The sequence below is a fragment of the Microbulbifer sp. TYP-18 genome (assembly GCF_040932045.1).
In the GTDB taxonomy this organism is placed as follows: Bacteria; Pseudomonadota; Gammaproteobacteria; order Pseudomonadales; family Cellvibrionaceae; genus Microbulbifer.
On sequence record NZ_JBFRBC010000016.1, the window covers coordinates 20454 to 38736 of the forward strand.

The window sequence follows — 18283 nt, forward strand, 5'->3', positions numbered from 1 at the left end:
CGGAACAACAGACTGTTGAAAAATACTTTTTCTTCAACGTCCTGCTAAATACTGGCAGTGGCGGCTACCAGCCAATCCCGGGTTTTTGCGTTGACCAGTGGCATCAGTGTTTCGCGCACGCGCTGGTGGTAGCTGTTAACCCAGTCCAGCTCTTGCTGGGTCAGCAATTCCGGGTCCATCAGTTGGCGGTCTATGGGCGCCAAAGTCAGTGCCTCAAACTCCAGAAACCCGTTGTATCCGGGTGATTCCCTGACGAACACCAGGTTTTCGATGCGAATACCATACTGGCCGGTAAGGTAGTAACCGGGTTCGTTGGAGAGGATCATGCCGGGTTCCAGCGCCACTTGGGTGCTGACTTTGCCGATGCGCTGCGGCCCCTCGTGCACGCTGAGAAAACTGCCCACACCGTGACCCGTCCCGTGGGCATAGTCCAACCCCGCGTCCCACAGCGCCTTGCGCGCAAAGGCATCGATCTGCTCGCCACAGGTGCCGGCGGGGAAGCGCAGGGTGGCGATGGCGATATGCCCCTTGAGCACCCGGGTGAAATGGTCGCGGGCGTGGGCGGGGAAGGCACCCAGGGCCACAGTGCGGGTGACATCGGTGGTGCCGTCCGGATATTGACCGCCGGAATCGATCAGGTAGAGCCCTTCGGGCTTCAGGCTAAGGCTGGTTTCGGGACTGACCCGGTAGTGCACTATGGCGCCATTGGGGCCGTAGCCGGAAATGGAGTCGAAGCTGTCGTCGCTGAAACCCTCGCGCTGTTCGCGCTTGTCGCGCAACAAATGCACCGCCTCCAGTTCGCCGAAGTTGCCAGCGGCCACCGCCGCCGGCAGTTCCGCCAGAAATTCACAGAGGGCAGCGCCGTCCCGTTCATGGGCGGCCTGGGCCCCCGCCAGCTCCACCGGATTCTTGCACGCTTTGGCGCGGGTGATGGGGTCGCGCTCCACCAGCAACTCAATCTCCAGCAGGCGCAGCCGCTGCAGTGTCCAGCAGTTGGTGATCAGCGGGTCCACCCAAACCCTGGCCACGTGGCGGCGTTTGGCTGCTTCGAACAGCGCCTCCTTGTCATTGACGAGGGTGACCTCTCTGTCCAGGTGCTGGATCAGCGCGTCTGTGACCGCCTCCGCGGCCATATACAGGGTGGCGCTGCCATCCCGGTAAAGGAGCCCGCTGGTCAGGGCGACGGGCAGATGTGGCACGTCGGTACCGCGAATATTGAACAGCCAGGCGCACACTTCCGGGTTGGGCAGCCACAGGGCATCAGCGCGTTTGTCCGCCAGCAGGGCGGAGATCCGCAGACGCTTCTCCGCCGAGTGCTCGCCGGTGAAGGTGTGGGGGTGGGGGCGTGCCGGGCCAGAGGGTGCGGTCGGTCGGTCGCTCCAGATAGCATCGATGGGGTTCTGTTCCAGCGGGTGCAGGAGGATATCCCGCTCCTGCAGCCGCTTGCGCAGCGGTGCCAGGCCCGGTTCCGTATGCAGGCGTGGATCGTAACCCAGGGCATCCCCGGACTTGAGCTGTTCACACAGCCAGCTCGCAATGGCGCTGTTGTTCAGGTTTTCCTGCTCGATGGCTCTATGGCCCAGTTGTTGCTGGGCCTGCAGTGTATAGCGACCATCCACGAACAGCGCCGCACTGTCGGCGCTGACCGCGGCCAGGCCGGCGGAACCGGTAAAACCTGTGAGCCAGGCGAGTCGCTCGTCGGAGGCGGGCACATATTCATTCTGGTATTCGTCTCCACGGGGGACCAGAAACCCCTGCACCTGCTGGCGCTTCAGCTCTTCCCGCAATGCCTCTAGCCTGTCGCTGCTCATGGAACCTTCCCGACCTCTCAATTGACGATAGGGTGCAGTGTAACAGCCGGGGTGCCCAGTGACTGTCACTGGTTAAATTTGCACCGCGGGGTGCCCGCTTGACGTGTATAATGCTGCGCTCCTTTTCGCCGCAGCACAGAGCTACCGAAGCACAAGCACTATGGGTCAGAGCCACTCCCCGGCGGGCATCGCCGGCCGCCGCACTTTCGCTATCATTTCCCACCCGGATGCGGGCAAGACCACTGTTACTGAAAAGCTGTTGCTGTTCGGTAACGCCATCCAGCTGGCCGGCTCCGTAAAAGGCAAGCGGGGACCCCATGCGCGCTCCGACTGGATGACCATGGAGCAGGAACGCGGCATCTCTGTGACCTCTTCGGTCATGCAGTTCCCCTACCGGGAGCGGGTGGTAAACCTGCTGGATACTCCGGGCCACGAGGATTTTTCCGAGGACACCTACCGGGTGCTCACTGCGGTGGACTCTGCATTGATGGTGATCGACGGCGCCAAGGGTGTAGAGGACCGCACCATCAAGCTGATGAATGTGTGCCGCCTGCGCACCACGCCGATACTGTCGTTTATCAATAAGCTGGACCGCGATATCCGCGACCCTATCGAAGTGATGGACGAGATAGAGGCGGTGCTGGACATTCAGGCAGCGCCGATCAACTGGCCGCTGGGTTCCGGCAAGGAATTCAAGGGCGTCTATAACCTCTATACGGACACCATCCATGTATACCGCCAGGGGCAGGGTCACACCATCCCCGAAGATGTGCAGATCCGGGGTCTGGACTCCGACGAAGCCACTGCTCTGCTGGGGGAGTACGCCGATGACATTCGCGAGGAGATAGAGCTGGTGCGGGGCGCCACCCACAGGTTCGACCTGCCCGCCTATCTCGCCGGGGAGCTGACGCCGGTATTTTTTGGCACTGCTCTGGGGAATTTCGGTGTGCGCGAATTCCTCGACGGATTTGTAGAGTGGGCACCGGGTCCGCAGCCCCGCGAAACACAGCAGCGTGTCGTGCAGCCGGACGAGGAAAAATTCAGCGGCTTCGTGTTTAAGATTCAGGCGAACATGGACCCGAAGCACCGCGACCGTATTGCCTTTATGCGCGTCTGTTCCGGTACCTACAGTCGCGGTATGAAAATGAAGCATGTGCGCATCGGCAAAGAGGTGAAGATTGCCGATGCGGTGACCTTTATGGCCGGTGACCGCACGCACGTGGAGGAGGCCATAGCCGGCGATATTATCGGCCTGCACAACCATGGCACCATTCAGATAGGGGATACTTTTACCGAGGGGGAATCGCTCAAGTTTTCCGGTATCCCCAATTTTGCGCCGGAACTGTTTCGCCGTATCCGCCTCCGGGATCCATTGAAACTCAAGCAGTTGCAAAAGGGCCTGCAACAGCTTTCCGAGGAGGGTTCCACCCAGGTGTTTTTCCCTCTGGACAACAACGACATCATTGTGGGTGCAGTGGGCGTACTCCAGTTCGAGGTGGTGGCCTATCGTCTCAAGGACGAATACAAGGTGGATGCAATCTACGAAAACGTGAATGTGCACACAGCCCGCTGGGTTGATAGTGACAGCGCCAGGGAGCTGGATGCATTCAAGCGCAAGGCCAGCACCAATCTGGCCCTGGATGGCTCCGGCCACCTGACCTATCTGGCGCCGACGCGGGTAAATCTGCAGCTGGCACAGGAGCGTTACGGGGATATCCGTTTTTACGCCACCCGCGAACACTGATCTGAACGGCAGAAGCCTGCAGGAGAGAAAATCAGAATGCCTACAATTCCCAAGCAACTGCCGGCGGAGGTGCCGCGTATAAAGAGCCGCCTGGTGGGCGCCCTGGGCCTGCTGATTGTGAAGCTGCTGGGCTGGCGCTTCGACGGCCAGTTGCCGGCGCAGAAAAAGGTCATGGTGGCCCTGGCCCCGCACACTTCCAACTGGGATTTTGTGGTGGCCATGCCGTTTATCATGGCGCTGCGGGTGAGGGTGTTTTTCATGATGAAGAAGGAGGCCTTCTTCTTCCCGTTCAAATCGCTGTTTATGGCCCTGGGGGGGCTGCCCACCGATCGCAAGGCGCCGGGGGGCATTGCCCAGCAGATGGCCAATGCCTATCGCCAGAATGACAAAATGTGGGTGGCGATCACCCCTGAGGGCACGCGCAATAAGGTGGACAAATGGAAGAACGGCTTTCTGCGCATCGCCTATGCAGCGGATGTGCCGATCCTTCTGGTTGCCTGGGATTTTGCCAACAAGCGTATTTGCGTGGACTCCCTGTACCACCCTGTTGGCAATCTCGACCAGGATATGATGGAGATTCAGCGACGTTTCAGCCGCTACCGGGGGTGCAACCCGGACAAGCAGACTGACTTCACCGGGGGAGAATGATTCTGCGGGCCTATTGTGGTGGAATTGGACGGTAACGGTTTTCCTAGCGTTTACCTGGTGCTGGTCGCAGTGGCCGGCACTGCGGGGTTTATCAGTTCCATCGCCGGCGCCGGCGGAATGATCACCCTGCCGGCGCTGCTGTGGGCCGGCATTCCGCCACTGGATGCGCTGGGAACCAACAAGTTTCAGAGTGTGTTCGGCACACTGTCATCGGCGGTCAATTATTTTCGCAGTGGCCACCTGGATCTGCGCCCCCTGTGGCCGGGGCTGCTGGCGGCGGTCTGCGGCGCTGCACTGGGTACCTGGGTGGTCACGCAGATCGGCGGCGAGCAGCTGCAGACATTGTTGCCGCTGCTGCTGATCGCCGTTGCGCTGTATTTTGTGTTTTCGCCGCGGATCACGGACGCGGATACGCAGCCGCGCATAAGCAACCGGCGGTTCAATCTGTTGGTGGGCGGTGGTGTGGGGTTTTACGGCGGATTTTTCGGGCCGGGTATGGGCTCCTTTTGCGCCCTGGCGTTCGTCGCGCTGCTGGGGTACAACATGAGGCGGGCCACCGCCCATACCAAACCGCTGGTACTCGCCACCAATCTCACATCCATGGTGATTTTTATTGCCGGTGGCCACATACTGCTTTGGTTGGCTATCAGCATGTCCCTGGCGCAGGCCATAGGTGCGCGCCTGGGATCGAATCTGGTGATAGTGCAGGGTGCGCGGCTGGTGCGGCCGGTGATCATCCTGGCCACCATCGCCGTGGCGATAAAATTGCTGACAGATGCCTGGGGGCAGCACCTGTGGCCATAATCCTGACCATCGTCATTTCTTTCTGCGTCTTCGCCCTGATAATCTGGACGTTGATGCAACTGCGAACGCCGCGCTTTCGCATGGAGCGGGCGCAGTTTGTGCGCGGGCTGGAAGATGTGATCGCGGGCCAGGCGGACGACAATGAGTGGCGGGTACTGACCGGCTATCCAATGCGCCACGACCCGGAGCTGGAGCGGATGCGCCTGCGCTGCCTCGAAATCGAGGAGGCGGAATACACGGGTAAGATGCCCTATCTGTTCACCGAGGCCGGCATCGAGCGTTTGCGCTCGGTACGTGAACAGCTGCTGACCGGCGGTAACCAAAATAACTCCACTGACAACTGACCTATTTAACCAAGGACAAGCAAATGTTGAGACCACTGCTCTCGTTGACCGGGGGACTGATTGCAACGCTGCTGGCCGGCGCCCTATCCGCGGAGCCGCTCAGCCAGGAGGACCTCTCGGTGGCCGAAGTGCTGCGCGACCGCGCACTGGAGTCCTCCGACGCCTACAGTATTGTCGAGTCGCTGACCGTGGAGGTGGGCCCGCGCCCCGCCGGTTCGGAGGGCGACCGGCGCGCCGTGGCCTGGGCTCAGGAAAAAATGAAGGCGCTGGGTTTCGACCGCGTCTACACCGAGCAGATCGAAGTGCCCCGCTGGGCACGGGGCCACGCCCACGCGCGGGTGGTGGGGCCTTTTCCCCAGCCGCTGGTAGTCACGTCCCTGGGCTATGGGATCGGCACCCCCGAGGGTGGTGTCACTGCGGAGGTGGTTGAGTTCGCGGATGTGGATGCGCTGATGAAGGCGCCGGCGCGCAAGGTTAGAGGTAAAATCGCTTTTATCAATAAGCGCATGGAGCGCACCCGCACCGGTGAGGGCTATGGCCCCGTGGTTTCAGGCCGCAGCAAGGGTATGACCGCCGCTGCGGAGAAGGGTGCCGCGGCCCTGCTGATCCGCTCCGTAGGTACCGATTCCGACCGTTTCGCCCACACTGGGATGATGTCCATCGACGGGATTGAAAAGCCGGTACCGGCCCTGGCCCTGTCGGCCCCGGACGCCAATTTGCTGGAGGCGATGCTCAGTCGCGGCAAGCCGGTGGAGGTGAATCTGGATGTGCACAACCAGCGCCTGGAGGACGGCCCCTCTTTCAACGTGATCGGCGAGATCACCGGCCGTGAAAAGCCCGAGGAAGTGGTCATTATCGGCGCCCACCTGGACTCCTGGGACGAGGGCACCGGCGCCCTCGATGACGGCGCCGGGGTGGCCATCGTAATGGAAACCGCGCGCCTGATCGGCGAGCTGCCCCAGCGCCCGCGGCGGACCCTGCGGGTTATTTTGTACGGTGCCGAGGAGATCGGCCTGGTGGGAGCCAAGCAGTATCTGGCCGCTCACCAGAGCGAGTTGGACCAGATCGTCGCCGTATCCGAATCCGATTTTGGGGCCGGCAAGATCTGGCGCTTCGACACCCGGCTGCCGGAGACCAAGTTCGACATTGCCGATCAGATGATGCGCCTGTTGGCGCCACTGGGTATCGAGCGCGGCCACAACAAGTCTTCCGGCGGTCCGGACAGCAGCGTCTTCGTCGCCAGGGGCGTACCCGCCTTTGGCCTCTACCAGGACGGCACCGACTATTTCGATTACCACCACACCCCCAACGACACGCTGGACAAGGTGGACCCGGAGATCCTCAAGCAGAATGTGGCCGCCTGGATAGTGATGTCATTTCTGGCGGTGGAAATGGAAGGGGACCTGGGCCGGGTGCCCGTTGCGCAATAGTTCCGGCCCTTTTGGGGCGCTGCGGGTAGCCTGCGACGGCTGTATTGAAGTGGGCCCCGGGCGAAACTATTCCTGCAGGCGGGTGGCCTGGAACGAAGTTCGCTGTTCCAGGTCATCCGCCAGCCTTACCAGCGCCCCGTGGGCGTTGCGCCAGTTGATTTCCGGATGCCGGAAGTTCAGATAATCAAGCGCGCAGGCCAGATTGATATGCGCGAGGGACAGGGTATCGCCCAGTCGCTGGCTGTGCCGGTTCAGATATTCCAGCGTGCGGCTTATGGCATTCTGATAACGCTGCCACCAAAAATCGGAGCGCAGTTCCTGCTGCTCGCGCACCTTTTCCTGGCGCAACAGCACCAGTGTGTCGATGAGCCCGGAACAGACGCCGTAATAAGTCCTCAGGGCCCAGTCCGACTCTAATATCCCCCCAAGCCGACCGCTGCCCATGACCCGGTCCAGGTAGGCGCAGATGACCTCGCTGTCAACAATTGCCTGGCCGTCGTCGAGGGTCAGGCAGGGTACCTTGCCCAGTGGATTGCTGGCCAAAAATTCCGGTGCATCATCAAATGGATGGGAGATGGTCTCCCCGACCCGCTCCTCCAGACCGTACTCGCGCAACACTATGCGCACACTGCGCGCGTAGGGCGAGGCGTTGGTATAGAACAATTTCATAGTGGCGGGCTCCGCTATGCCGGGCAGGATCCCGGCAGTGTGCAAAAGGGGCGCGCTGATGTCCAGTAGGTGGCCGGCGAGCCGGGGTGGCTCAGCGGGCAGTCCACCTGGATCAAAGATCTGTGCGGTTGCCTGTCAATTCATGTCCGTCGGCACTGTCGGTGATGCGGCGGTACAGCTGGTCCTTCATGCGCGCCCGCTGGATCTTTAGGGTGTTGAAATGGTTATCATCGGTGCCGACACCCCGCTGCTCCAGCCCTCGAATCTGTTTGTCCAGTTTGTTGTAGGTAGCACTCTCGGACCTGAATTGGAAATCCTCCTGAATCAGTCTTTTGATGGTCGCCCTGTATGCCGGAAAATCTTTCTCGAGGGTATGTGGGGCGATTGACATCCGGGGCTCCTGGCTGGTTGGCTATAAAAACAAGTGTAGTCGCTTGTCATAAATTGGTGCAATAACCGTGCTCCAGTTCACAAAATTTGCATGGCTCGTTGAAGTGCAAGTCAGTGCGTGCGGGTTTATCGCAGTGGTCCAATTAAATTCAGGCGTTGGAACGGACTTCCGGCGGGTGCGGGGACAGGTGGGGGGGCAAATTTTTACAGGTTATGGCATAGGGCTGCGGTTAGCCGCTCAGGACAGTGCCTGTGCCTCCAGCCGGCGTGTCAGGGTTTCGCCCAGATAAAGCCGCAGATAGGCCAGGGCGGCGCGCTTGCTTTCCTGGTTGGCCTGTTCCGTAATCTGATGATCGCGGCTAAAAGACAGGGACCAGAAAGAGTCGACAATGGTGATGGCCATGAGAAAGCGTTCGCGCCAGCTGTGAGACGATGGCAGTATAAAGTGCTCCTGCATGTGGCGATACAGAAGGTTGGCCAGAGCCCGGTTGTACTCCACCAGCAGTTCGCGCGTCGCCCAACAGGGCGTTGGGCCGAGTTTGAGTTTTTGCATGGGAATATTGTGCGAAAACTGACTTAGGAGGCGATCCAGAAACTGGCTGAACAAATCCTGCCAGCGCAACCAGGTCTTCCCAGCTGGAATAAATTGTTCCGCGCTGGGTGGAGCGGAAAAATAGCGTTGTGTCAGGGCCGCGAGTGCGGCGGAGCGACTGGGGAAAAAATGGTATACGGACGCGGTGGGCACGCCGGCGGTCTCACTCAGACCGGCAAGCGTGATTTCGCTGGCTTCCCGAAACTGTAGCAGCTGTTCAAGGTTGTCCAGGAGCTTTTCGAACTTCTTGCGTCCGTTGCGGCGCTGGGGTGTGCGCGGCAACTCCGCATGGCGTCCTCTTGTTATTGCTCGTTCAGATTCTGTCAAAGCTGCATTTACTCTCTATCGGTTCTGCGTCGGTAGAAAGCACTCCCTGCCGGGCCCGACAAGTCGATACCGGATTCAGATGCTTCCCTGCTCTCATGGCGGTTTGGCTTTTCATGACATGGATTATCGAGAGTGGCAGTCTCTTCTGCAAGAGGCAAGACTGCCCATATGTGAACAAAAACACTCGTACAGAGAGATAATTTTTACCTTTCTTTTAATAAGCCGAAAATTTTTAATTATTGTTATATCCATGATATCTAGCTGCTTGCTGTCTTCCGGGAGCGGATTAATATTTGGCCGGGCTTCGCCCCTTAGTTATTTCTTGTCATTATTGTTTTTTGAGACAAGAATGCGGGCAGGGACTGTAATACAGTCACTGCTCGTTGCTAATCGCTCTAATGGCCCTCGGCCCGGGGTTAATCGGGAGGCAGGCCTACAAAGTTATAAAACCAAAGCGGTTGCAGACTTTGGTGTGGGGCGGGCGCATGGGGCGAGCAATACCAGGCGGTTTGCAGGAAAAGGTCTTCGCAGATTGTTTACAACCTCTGCACATGGGGCAGACCCGCAGGACCTCCGCAAGGATTCGGGTAGTTACAGTCTGGATTTACATCCCGAACATCCCTGTTCGGGGCAGCAGGCTGCTGAAAAACACTTTTTCAACAGCCCGCTAGTGATAATTCAGGTCGGTTGTCTTGCCGAAAAATACATAGTAGGAGAAGGCCGTATAGGCGAGGATAACCGGAACTACGATCACTGCCCCGACGAGGATAAATGCCAGTGACTCGGGTGCACTGGCCGCTGCCCAGATATCCAGTTTGCCCGGCACTATGTCTGGGAAAAAGCTGAATGCTAGGCCGGTAAAACACAGCAGAAAGATGCCGGCGGTGAGAAGAAAGGGGGTGCGGCAATAGCGGTCGTTTTCCTTCGGCAGGCGTTTTAGCAGTCGGTCGTTGGCTACAAAGGCGGCGAAGCACAGTGTCGGGATCAGCAATACGAACATCACCAGTGGGTAGGTAAACCAGCGGTCGAAGACGTCCGGGTTTACCAGTGGATTGATCGCTGACACCGCCACCACACCCAGCAGGGTGGAGCGGCCTGCGCGCCGGGCCCACCGGACTGCCCGCACCTGCAGTTCCCCCTCGGTCTTCATTACCAGCCAGGCGGCGCCGATGTAGGTGTAGGCGGCGGTGACCCCCAGTGCACTGAGGCCGGAAAACAGCAGTGCCTGCCAGCTGTGGTTGAAGCCCATTACATACTGGCCCAGCATGTAGCCCTGGGTGAGTGCGGTCAGCAGCGAGCCCGCCTTAAAAACCCTGTCCCAGGTGAGCTTGCGATCAACCGCCGCCTTGGCGCGAAAATCAAAGGCAACACCGCGCATGATCAGGCCGATCAACATAATGGCAACCGGGATATACAGCTTCATCAGGATCAGATTGTGGGCACTGGGAAAGGCGATCAGCAGGATACCGATGGCCAGTACCAGCCAGGTTTCGTTGGCGTCCCAGAAGGGGCCGATGGAGGCGATCATGGTGTCCCTTTGGGGCTCGTCCTGTGTCTGCATGGGCAGCAGTATCCCCACACCCAGATCATAGCCGTCCAGAATCGCATAGATGAGCACCGCCAGGCCCATCAGGCCGATAAAGATAACCGGCAGCCAGTCGGCGAAGGTCATGGTTTCGATAGTCATACCGCGCCCTCCTGAGCCGATTCCGGGAGATTGGTGAGACTGCCGGTCACCTGGGGAGGCTCGGTCTCGAACTCCTCCACCTTGACCGCTTTCAATGCCATCACTCTCAGCGTGTGGATATAGGCCCACATGAGGAGTACATAGACAATGAGATACATGCTCAGGGACAGGCCTACATTGCCAGGGGCGACCGGGGTCACCGCGTCAGCGGTTGCCAGTATTCCGGTGACCAGCCAGGGTTGGCGGCCGATTTCTGTGACATACCAGCCCGCCAGGGTCGCGACCCAGCCGGAGAAAGTCATTGCCACCAGGGTTTTCAGCATCCATCTGGGTGGGTCCCCGGGTTTGCGCAGGAAAAAGCAGCCGACCCAGGCCACCAGCAACATCAGCAGCCCCATGCCCACCATGATGCGAAAAGCGAAAAAGATTGGCTTTACCGGTGGGTGGTTTCCCTTGAATTCATTCAGACCTCGGATTTCACCGTCCGCATCGTGGGTGAGGATCAGGCTCGCCAATTTTGGAATGGCGATTTCGAAGTGATTGGTGCGCTGCTTTTCATCGGGGATGGCGAACAGCAGCAGTGGTGCGCCGCGCTCGGTTTCCCAGACGCCTTCCACCGCGGCAATTTTCTGCGGCTGGTGTGCGAAGGTATTGAGGCCGTGCAAGTCGCCGACATAGGCCTGCACAGGGGTCAGCACTGCCGCTACAAACAGGCCCGTTTTGAGCGCCAGGCGCGGTGCCTGCTTTTGGTCGCCGCGGAGAATTCTGTAGGCGGACAGGCCAGCGACGAAGAAAGACGCCGTCAGGCCCGAGGCCAGTAGCATATGTGTCAGGCGGTAGGGAAAAGAGGGATTGAAAATCACTTCGGTCCAACTGGTGGCGTGAACCACACCTTCCCGTATTTCAAACCCGCTGGGTGTCTGCATCCAGGAGTTGAGGGCGAGAATCCAGAAGGCGGACAGGGTGGTGCCCACGGCCACCAGAAAGGCCGACAGCGTATGCACTTTGCTGGGCACCTTGTTGATGCCGAACAACATGATGCCCAGGAAAGTCGCCTCGAGAAAAAATGCCGTCAACACCTCGTAACCCAGCAGTGGCCCGGCGATATTGCCGACGGTCTCCATAAAACCCGGCCAGTTGGTGCCAAACTGGAATGACATGGTAATGCCGCTCACCACACCCAGGGCAAAGGTGAGTGCGAACACCTTGACCCAGAAACGGTAGGCGCGCATCCATACGGGATTCCCGGTCTGGTCGTAGCGGAGCTTGAAAAAGAGCAGTATCCAGCAGAGTGCGATGGTGATGGTGGGGAAGAGGATATGAAAGCTGATGTTGGCAGCGAACTGTATCCTCGACAGTATCAGTGTATCTGGCATGCTAATCTCGGCTGATCAATGACGCTTCGAGGCAAAGGATAGATGCTCCGGCGCGTCCGGGTTTTGCTTTCTTCAGCGTGGGGCAGGGTGCAGGTTGTTGAAAAAGGCAGCCTGCTAGTCCCCCGAGCGCTGTGTCCCTCCTTTCACTTTGCCGCGCAGTTCCAGCAGCTTGTGCAGACTGGAGCCCAACTTCATCAGCCGCCGCAGGTCCTTTTCACTGAGCTGGTTGAGCGTGTTGGCAAACTGGTCCAGCAGCTCCAGCAGCTGGTAGATTTCGCGCATCTTATCCTGGGATTTGGCCTCCTCCTTATCCTGCGGGTCGTTTAGCAATAATTGGCGCAACAGCGACAGTGTCGGGTCCAGCTCTCTCCTGCGCCGCTCGTTAAAGACGGTGCGGGCCATGTCCCAGATGGAGCCGGCGGCGGTAAAGTAATCCTTCCGGTCTCCCGGCAGGTGGCGCAATTCGATCAGGCGCCAGGACTGCAGTTCCTTGAGCCCCATGCTGACATTGCCGCGGCTGATTTTCAGCGCTTCGGCCAGCTGCTCCGCGTGCAGCGGCTCCGGACTGATAGTCAACAGGGCCAGCATCTGTCCCACCGTGCGGTTAAAACCCCAGCGGCTGCCCATTTCCCCAAAGTGCAGCACGAATGCCTGCACCTGACTGGATGGTTTCATCAACTTTCGAACTTTCAGAAATTTTTGAAAATTATAACCGGGAAACCCCTGGTGTCAATCGGGTTGCGTGATTGTGGCGACTGGACCGCTTAGGGCCTGTTGACACTAACGGAGTTGGCCCTGTTGTGACAGAAAAGGGGCCAATCGAGGCAAGAGGAGCGCGGTTTGGTTGTTCCAAATGAGCGACGAGCAACGAAGAGTGGCGCCTTTTCCGGCACAACCCGAAGGGCTGCCCCTGGTTTCGCGCCCAGCGGCGTTAGAAATTGCTTATGTGGACCCACCACACAGCGCAATTCCTGCCTTGCAGGCCACAAAACCAGTGGCAGCAGGGCTATCTCAGTTAGTGTCAACAGGCCCTAAGTGGAGCCTGCCGGATCCGCACACGCGGAAAGCGCGCGCCGGGCCCAGTCGTCAGGGACCAGGAAGCCCCGGGTCTGCTCCCCGCTGGGAGTAATGCCCGCCAGGCATATGGGTGTCGTCGGTGTCAGCAACGGGGTTTGTTCAGCGGACTCATAGTCTGCACCGGTCAGTGGCGCCAGCCAGCAGCTGCGGGGCAGCTGTAACCAGCGGCAGTCCCGCTGCAGTGACCAGGCGGAAAAAGCCTCTTCATCACACCACCAGAAATCGGCGCAGTCGGGGTTGATGAATGACGCCGGCGCCCCCGCACCGCGGTTGAGCGGTCGGAACAGGCGGCCGGGCAGCAGTGCCCACTGGCGGTCGATCGCCAACTGGTGGCGGCTGAAAAATCTGTCGGCTGCGCTGTGTCGGGCGACCGGTAACTGGTGCTCCCGCATCCGCTTCAGCTTGGCATCGAGCCGGTCCTGCAGGCCCGGCCCCAGCCAGTGTTCGGTGCTCACCTGCAAGTAGAACTTTACCGCCACCTCCCAGTGCTCTACGGCGTTGTCGGGCAGGTATTGCACTACAAAATCCAACTCCCCCAGTGTCTGGCCGCCGACACGCAGAGGCAGGTTGCGATACAGCAATGCGTAGTCCGGGTGATGGCTGAAAGTGAAGGCCCACAGGTGTTCGAAGTAGATACCCAGACGCCGGCTGGGCGAATCGGCAAGGAAGCGCTCCAGCTCAGGCCGGAGGCGCAGGCGGGTTTCCGGTGCGTTGAAATAATGCCAGAGCGCGCGGCGGCGCGAATCCTCCAGCAGTGGCAGACCGCAGTCGCGGACTATGTGCGGTGAGCCCATAGACCAGAGCAGATTGCTCCAGTGGTCCGGTACCGCTTGGGGCAGGTCCGGCGACACCGGCATTTATTTCCCCCGCTCGAACAAGGCGATGGATTCCACATGGGCGGTTTGCGGAAACATGTCCACCACCCCCGCTTTTGTCAGGCTGTAGCCCAGCTTGCTGAACAGTGCCGCATCGCGTGCCAGCGTGGCCGGATTACAGGATACGTAGACCACCCTGCTCGCTCCGAAACGCGCCAGCTGATCCACTATTTGGTGGGCGCCGGTGCGGGGCGGGTCCAGCAGGATCTTGTCGAACCCCTGTCTGGCCCAGGGTTCCCGCGTAATGTCCCGAGTGAGGTCGGCGGTGTGGAAGTGCGCATTCCCCAGGCCATTGTAGTCAGCGTTGCCAATACCCCTCTGCACCAGAGCATTGGCACCTTCCACACCCACTACTTCCCGGGCGCGGCGCGCCAGCGGCAGGGTAAAATTGCCGAGACCGCAGAACAGGTCCAGCAAGCGTTCGTCCGCCTGCGGGTCCAGCAGGGTTAGAGCCAGCCCTACCAGTTTGCGATTGATAGGGAAATTTACCTGGATAAAATCCAGCGGGTGGAAGCGCATCGCCAGATCAAATTGCGGCAGAGTGTACTGCAGCAGCATATCGCCATCCTGGGGCCACAGCTTGCGCACACTCTGGTCGTCGCCGGGTTGAAGATAGATATGAAGCCCGGTATTGCCGCTGAAAGTGCGCCAGCGCTCCAGGTCCGCCTCGGGCAGGGGCTCCAGGTGGCGCAGAACCGCCGCAGCGGTATCCTCACCCAGGGCCAGCTCGATATGGGATATGTGGGACCGCCCCGCGCAGTCTTCCAGTGTGCGGCGCAGTTGCGCCAGATGCCGGTCGAAGTTCTGCGCCAGTATGGGACACTCCTCGATAGGAACCAGTTTATTGGAGCGCTTCTCGCGAAACCCCACAATCACCCCTGTGCGGCGCGAAGCGCGCACGCCCAGTCGCGCCCGGCGCCGGTAGCCAAAATCCTCCCCCACCAGGGGTGGCAGTATTTCCGCCACCTCCAGTCCGCCGATGCGCCGCAGCTGATCCTGCAGAATCTCCTGCTTCGCGCGGATCTGCGCGTCGGACTGCATATGTTGCAGGGCGCAGCCGCCGCAGACATCTGCATGGCGGCAGAGGGGCTCGCACCGGTGCGGCGACGCCTGTTGGACTTCCACCGCCACTGCTTCATCAAACTTCGAGCGGCTGGAAGTGTACTGAACCTTGACCGTCTCGCCCGGCAGGGCATTGTCGACAAACAGGGTCTTGCCTTCGTGTCGCGCTATGCCGCGCACTTCGTGGCTTAGTTTTTCAATCGTCACACTGGGCTTTCGCACCGGTGGTCGGCGGTTTTTCGGTTTCATTCCTGCTACCGGGAGGATGGGTGCTGCGGGGTGGGCAATGATAGATAGCCGCGCCGGCGCTGTCATCCAGCTGCGGTTATCGGGGTTCGGTGGCGGGCACCCGCGCCAGCACCACCGCCCCTGCAATGAACAGCACAATCACGGACAGCATCGAGTAGCGCACATCCCCGAACCAGGTACCCATCAGGCCAAACAGCGGCGGCCCGATCAAGGCGGCAAATTTTCCCATCAGATTGTAGAAGCCGAAGAACTCGCCACTTTTTTCCGCCGGGATCAACTGGGCATAGAAGGAGCGGCTCAGTGCCTGCACCCCTCCCTGGACCAGGCCGATCAACACGGCGATGGCGTAAAATTCCCAGGGGGCGCGGATGAAAGCGCCCCAAACGCAGACGATGGTATAGATCGCCAGGCCTATGTAGATACCCCGCTTGGGGCCTATCCACTCGCCCAGGCGGCCGAATAGCACTGCCGCGGGAAAGCCGACAAACTGCACCAGCAGCAGTGCCAGAATCAAATGGGAGCGCTCAAATCCCAGTGCCCGGCCATAGGCCACCGCCATGCGTATGATGGTGCCCACACCGTCGATATACAGCCAGTAGGCGATCAGGAACACCAGTACAGTGCGATGGCGGGGCAGCAGTCTGAGGGTGTGGCCCACCTCGCTCAGTACCTGTCGCAGCAGGCCGCCGCTGTTCCCGCTGGTGGACGGCGCTGGTTCCCTCACCCGTCGCAGCAGCGGTATCGAGAAAAACCCCCACCACAGGGCTGTGAGCAGAAATGCAGCCAGTACCGCATTGGTGCTGGTGCTGAAACCAAAAGTGGCGGGATTGAGGGCGGCGATCACACAGATCAGATACAGCAGGCCGCCGCCCAGGTAGCCCAGGCCGAAGCCGAGACCGGACACCCGGTGCCAGAGGTTGCGTGGCGCGACGCTGACCAACAGTGCATCGTAGAGCTGGTTGGCGGCCTGAAAGCCGATAGTGGCGATCACAAACAGGCAGGACGCGTAGAGCCAGGCCCCCTGCGGCACACCCATCATCAGTCCGGTGGCGATCATACCGGGCAGGGCAAAGGCAAACAGCAGCCGCTTGCGGGCCCCCAGACGGTCCGCGAAGGCGCCGATCAATGGCGCGCTCAGCGCTATAACCAGCGAAGCAGCCGCATTGGTCCAGCCGAGGCGCAAATTGGACACTTCCGGCGTGGTGTCCGCACTCCAGAAATCCTGGTACAAGAGCGGGAAGAAACCTGCCAATACCACTGTGGCAAATGCGGAGTTGGCCCAATCGTACAGGGCCCAACTCCAGATTTCGCGCTTGTTGTTTGGTGTGTCCCCGTTTGGGCGGGCTTGTGTCTCGTTTGTCATCTTATTGGGGGTGCTGTCAAAGAGGGCGTTTGCGTACGGCCGGGAGTTGGGCAGCACCGTCGGCGCAAACTGTTACCCGGATCGCTGGAGCCGCGTCGACAGCCGCTGTGGGTTTTGAAATAGCGATGGCGGTTCACGATTATTCCCATTTATCGGGTACACAGAATTAATCAGGGGTTCCCTAGCAGATTGTTGAAAAAGCCTTGCATGGATTTCCACAACCCGGGCTTGCGGTGTATGCCCGCAAACCCTCCACGACAAATGAAGCAGTTACACGCTTGATTTGCGACTCGAACATTCTTGCCCTTGGCAGCGGGCTGTTAGATACATCGCAATCAAACACCAAAACCGCGGGTGAGGACAAGGGGATTGTTCATTAACCGCCCGGTGGGCCAAATGGATGTGAAGGAAGAACTGGTTCCCTGGCAGATTGTTGAAAAGACTTCCCTGCTTTTTCCCCAACCTGGGTTTGGGGCGTATGTCCGCAAACCCTCCACGACAAATCAAGCAAATACACACTTGATTTGCGACCTGGACATCCCTGCTAGTCCGCGCTGGATTGCTTCGGGGCAGCACTGTCGGGCTTCACATCGTTATCCACCTCTGTGCCCTGCCACATGGGGCTCTTCACCCTGAAGGCGGCGCGCGCGATCATATGGGCGCCCAGGGGAACCGTCAGGAGCAGAAACAGGATTGCCGCCAGTGCCCGGGCGGTTACCTGCGGATCCCGGAACAGGGTGGCTACGGCCGCCAACAGCAAACCGCAGCAGAAGGTTGCCGCCTTGCCCGAAGTGCTCATGCGCGTGTAGATATCGGGCATGCGCAGCAGGCCGAGGGCCGCGGTAAAACCAAAAAAACTGCCACCCAGAATCAGCAGAGCCACCAGTGCTTCAGTCATCGGCATCGCCAGCCACCTCCCGTTCCCGGTTCACCTGTACGCCGCTGTACTCGATATACCGCGCAAAGGCCACCGTAACCAGAAAGGCCACCAGCGCCAGTGCGATGGCCACGTCCAGGTAAACAGCTCGCCCGGAGGCGATTGCTAACAGTGCACAGTAGGCGACTGCGATGATGTTCAGCACATCCAGCGCTACCACCCGGTCGGCTAGTGTAGGGCCGCGGGCGACACGGATAAAGGACAGCCCCAGTGCGGTCAACAGCAACCATGACGCCGCTTTGACCGCGTATGCCAGCATCAGCGGGTTTGTATCTGCGATGGTCATTACGACATCACCTCCCGCACCCTGCGTTCGAACCCTCGCTGCAGTTCCACTCGGAATGCTTCCGCATCTTGCGCAAACAGTGTGTGAACATAGATAGCATCCTTGCCGCGGGCCACATCCAGAACAAGCGTGCCCGGCGTTAGCAACAGCAAATAAGTGAGTGTCAGTATCTGCCGGTTGTCGCGGATTTCCAGGGGCACCCGGATAATGCGCGGTTTGCTGTTGGGAGGTGGCGACAATACTTCGTAGACAGTGCGCAGGCTCGATACCAGTAACTCGCGCAGAAACAACGCGGCCAGTCCCAGGGCGCGCGGCAAGCGGCGAAAATACTCCCGGTCGCGTCCGTATCGGTGGGAAATCGCAAGCGCCAGATATCCCAGCAGAAAACCGGTGACAAAATTCAGTAGAGTCGCGCTGGCGGTCAGTGCCGTCCAGGCGATTGCCAACAGGATATTGAGCAGAAAAAGTCGCATCGCAATGCACCTCCGGATTGTCTGTCGTGGCACCGCACTCTCACTCATACATCAGCTGAGTGGGCCGATTGCAAGGCGGGTGATCACTAGCAGGTTGTTGAAAAAGGCATCCTGCCTTTTGCAACACACGAAAAGCGAA

The 18283-nt window shown here is 59.7% G+C and carries 18 protein-coding genes; 5 read left to right on the forward strand and 13 right to left on the reverse strand.

Going from position 1 to position 18283, the window contains the following annotated elements:
• Positions 1-44: 44 nt before the first annotated feature.
• Positions 45-1811 (reverse strand): aminopeptidase P family protein, encoded by a 1767-nt coding sequence (locus ABVT36_RS13020; RefSeq protein WP_368456955.1) that lies wholly within the window; start codon positions 1809-1811, stop codon positions 45-47.
• A 160-nt stretch (positions 1812-1971) separates the two neighbouring features.
• Here ABVT36_RS13020 and ABVT36_RS13025 point away from each other — a divergent pair, with 160 nt between their 5' ends.
• From ABVT36_RS13025 to ABVT36_RS13045, 5 genes are read left to right on the forward strand one after another with little or no spacing between them, the layout of a single operon-like run.
• Positions 1972-3555 carry a peptide chain release factor 3 gene (locus ABVT36_RS13025; RefSeq protein ID WP_368456956.1) on the forward strand — a complete coding sequence of 528 codons (1584 nt, stop codon included), beginning with the start codon at positions 1972-1974 and terminating at the stop codon, positions 3553-3555.
• A 36-nt stretch (positions 3556-3591) separates the two neighbouring features.
• Positions 3592-4203 (forward strand): 1-acyl-sn-glycerol-3-phosphate acyltransferase, encoded by a 612-nt coding sequence (locus ABVT36_RS13030; RefSeq protein WP_368456957.1) that lies wholly within the window; start codon positions 3592-3594, stop codon positions 4201-4203.
• 15 nt (positions 4204-4218) lie between these two features.
• Positions 4219-5007, forward strand: a complete 789-nt coding sequence (locus ABVT36_RS13035) for a TSUP family transporter (protein WP_368456958.1) — start codon at positions 4219-4221, stop codon at positions 5005-5007.
• On the forward strand, positions 4998-5351 hold the full coding sequence (locus ABVT36_RS13040) for a hypothetical protein (RefSeq protein ID WP_368456959.1): 354 nt from the start codon (positions 4998-5000) through the stop codon (positions 5349-5351). Before ABVT36_RS13035 ends, ABVT36_RS13040 begins: the two co-directional genes overlap by 10 nt.
• Before the next feature lie 23 nt (positions 5352-5374).
• The gene (locus ABVT36_RS13045) at positions 5375-6781 is read left to right on the forward strand and encodes a M20/M25/M40 family metallo-hydrolase (protein ID WP_368456960.1); all 1407 of its coding nucleotides are present in this window, start codon (positions 5375-5377) and stop codon (positions 6779-6781) included.
• Between the two features lie 66 nt (positions 6782-6847).
• Here the strand turns inward: ABVT36_RS13045 and ABVT36_RS13050 are convergent, their stop codons facing one another.
• The 12 genes from ABVT36_RS13050 to ABVT36_RS13105 all read right to left on the reverse strand — a co-directional run bounded on the left by ABVT36_RS13050 (position 6848) and on the right by ABVT36_RS13105 (position 18144).
• Positions 6848-7450, reverse strand: a complete 603-nt coding sequence (locus ABVT36_RS13050) for a glutathione S-transferase (protein ID WP_368456961.1) — start codon at positions 7448-7450, stop codon at positions 6848-6850.
• A gap of 112 nt (positions 7451-7562) precedes the next feature.
• On the reverse strand, positions 7563-7841 hold the full coding sequence (locus ABVT36_RS13055) for a YdcH family protein (protein ID WP_367150276.1): 279 nt from the start codon (positions 7839-7841) through the stop codon (positions 7563-7565).
• A 237-nt stretch (positions 7842-8078) separates the two neighbouring features.
• On the reverse strand, positions 8079-8714 hold the full coding sequence (locus tag ABVT36_RS13060) for a TetR/AcrR family transcriptional regulator (protein WP_368456962.1): 636 nt from the start codon (positions 8712-8714) through the stop codon (positions 8079-8081).
• A 712-nt stretch (positions 8715-9426) separates the two neighbouring features.
• On the reverse strand, positions 9427-10431 hold the full coding sequence (gene cydB / locus ABVT36_RS13065; protein WP_367150298.1) for a cytochrome d ubiquinol oxidase subunit II: 1005 nt from the start codon (positions 10429-10431) through the stop codon (positions 9427-9429).
• Between the two features lie 11 nt (positions 10432-10442).
• Positions 10443-11822, reverse strand: coding sequence for a cytochrome ubiquinol oxidase subunit I (locus ABVT36_RS13070; RefSeq protein ID WP_368456963.1), 1380 nt, complete (start codon positions 11820-11822; stop codon positions 10443-10445).
• Between the two features lie 114 nt (positions 11823-11936).
• The gene (locus tag ABVT36_RS13075; protein ID WP_367150272.1) at positions 11937-12497 is read right to left on the reverse strand and encodes a GbsR/MarR family transcriptional regulator; all 561 of its coding nucleotides are present in this window, start codon (positions 12495-12497) and stop codon (positions 11937-11939) included.
• 356 nt (positions 12498-12853) lie between these two features.
• A complete protein-coding gene (locus ABVT36_RS13080; protein ID WP_368456964.1) occupies positions 12854-13756 on the reverse strand; it encodes a DUF1853 family protein in 903 nt (300 codons plus the stop codon).
• Positions 13757-15085, reverse strand: a complete 1329-nt coding sequence (gene rlmD / locus ABVT36_RS13085) for a 23S rRNA (uracil(1939)-C(5))-methyltransferase RlmD (protein ID WP_368456965.1) — start codon at positions 15083-15085, stop codon at positions 13757-13759.
• 76 nt (positions 15086-15161) lie between these two features.
• Complete coding sequence (locus tag ABVT36_RS13090) at positions 15162-16448, reverse strand: MFS transporter (RefSeq protein ID WP_367150269.1); 1287 nt, start codon at positions 16446-16448, stop codon at positions 15162-15164.
• 544 nt (positions 16449-16992) lie between these two features.
• Positions 16993-17352, reverse strand: a complete 360-nt coding sequence (mnhG, locus tag ABVT36_RS13095) for a monovalent cation/H(+) antiporter subunit G (protein WP_368456966.1) — start codon at positions 17350-17352, stop codon at positions 16993-16995.
• Positions 17339-17671: a monovalent cation/H+ antiporter complex subunit F gene (locus ABVT36_RS13100; protein WP_368456967.1), complete on the reverse strand. Its 333-nt coding sequence runs from the start codon at positions 17669-17671 to the stop codon at positions 17339-17341. Before ABVT36_RS13100 ends, mnhG begins: the two co-directional genes overlap by 14 nt.
• Positions 17671-18144: a Na+/H+ antiporter subunit E gene (locus ABVT36_RS13105; protein WP_368456968.1), complete on the reverse strand. Its 474-nt coding sequence runs from the start codon at positions 18142-18144 to the stop codon at positions 17671-17673. Before ABVT36_RS13105 ends, ABVT36_RS13100 begins: the two co-directional genes overlap by 1 nt.
• Positions 18145-18283 lie beyond the last annotated feature (139 nt).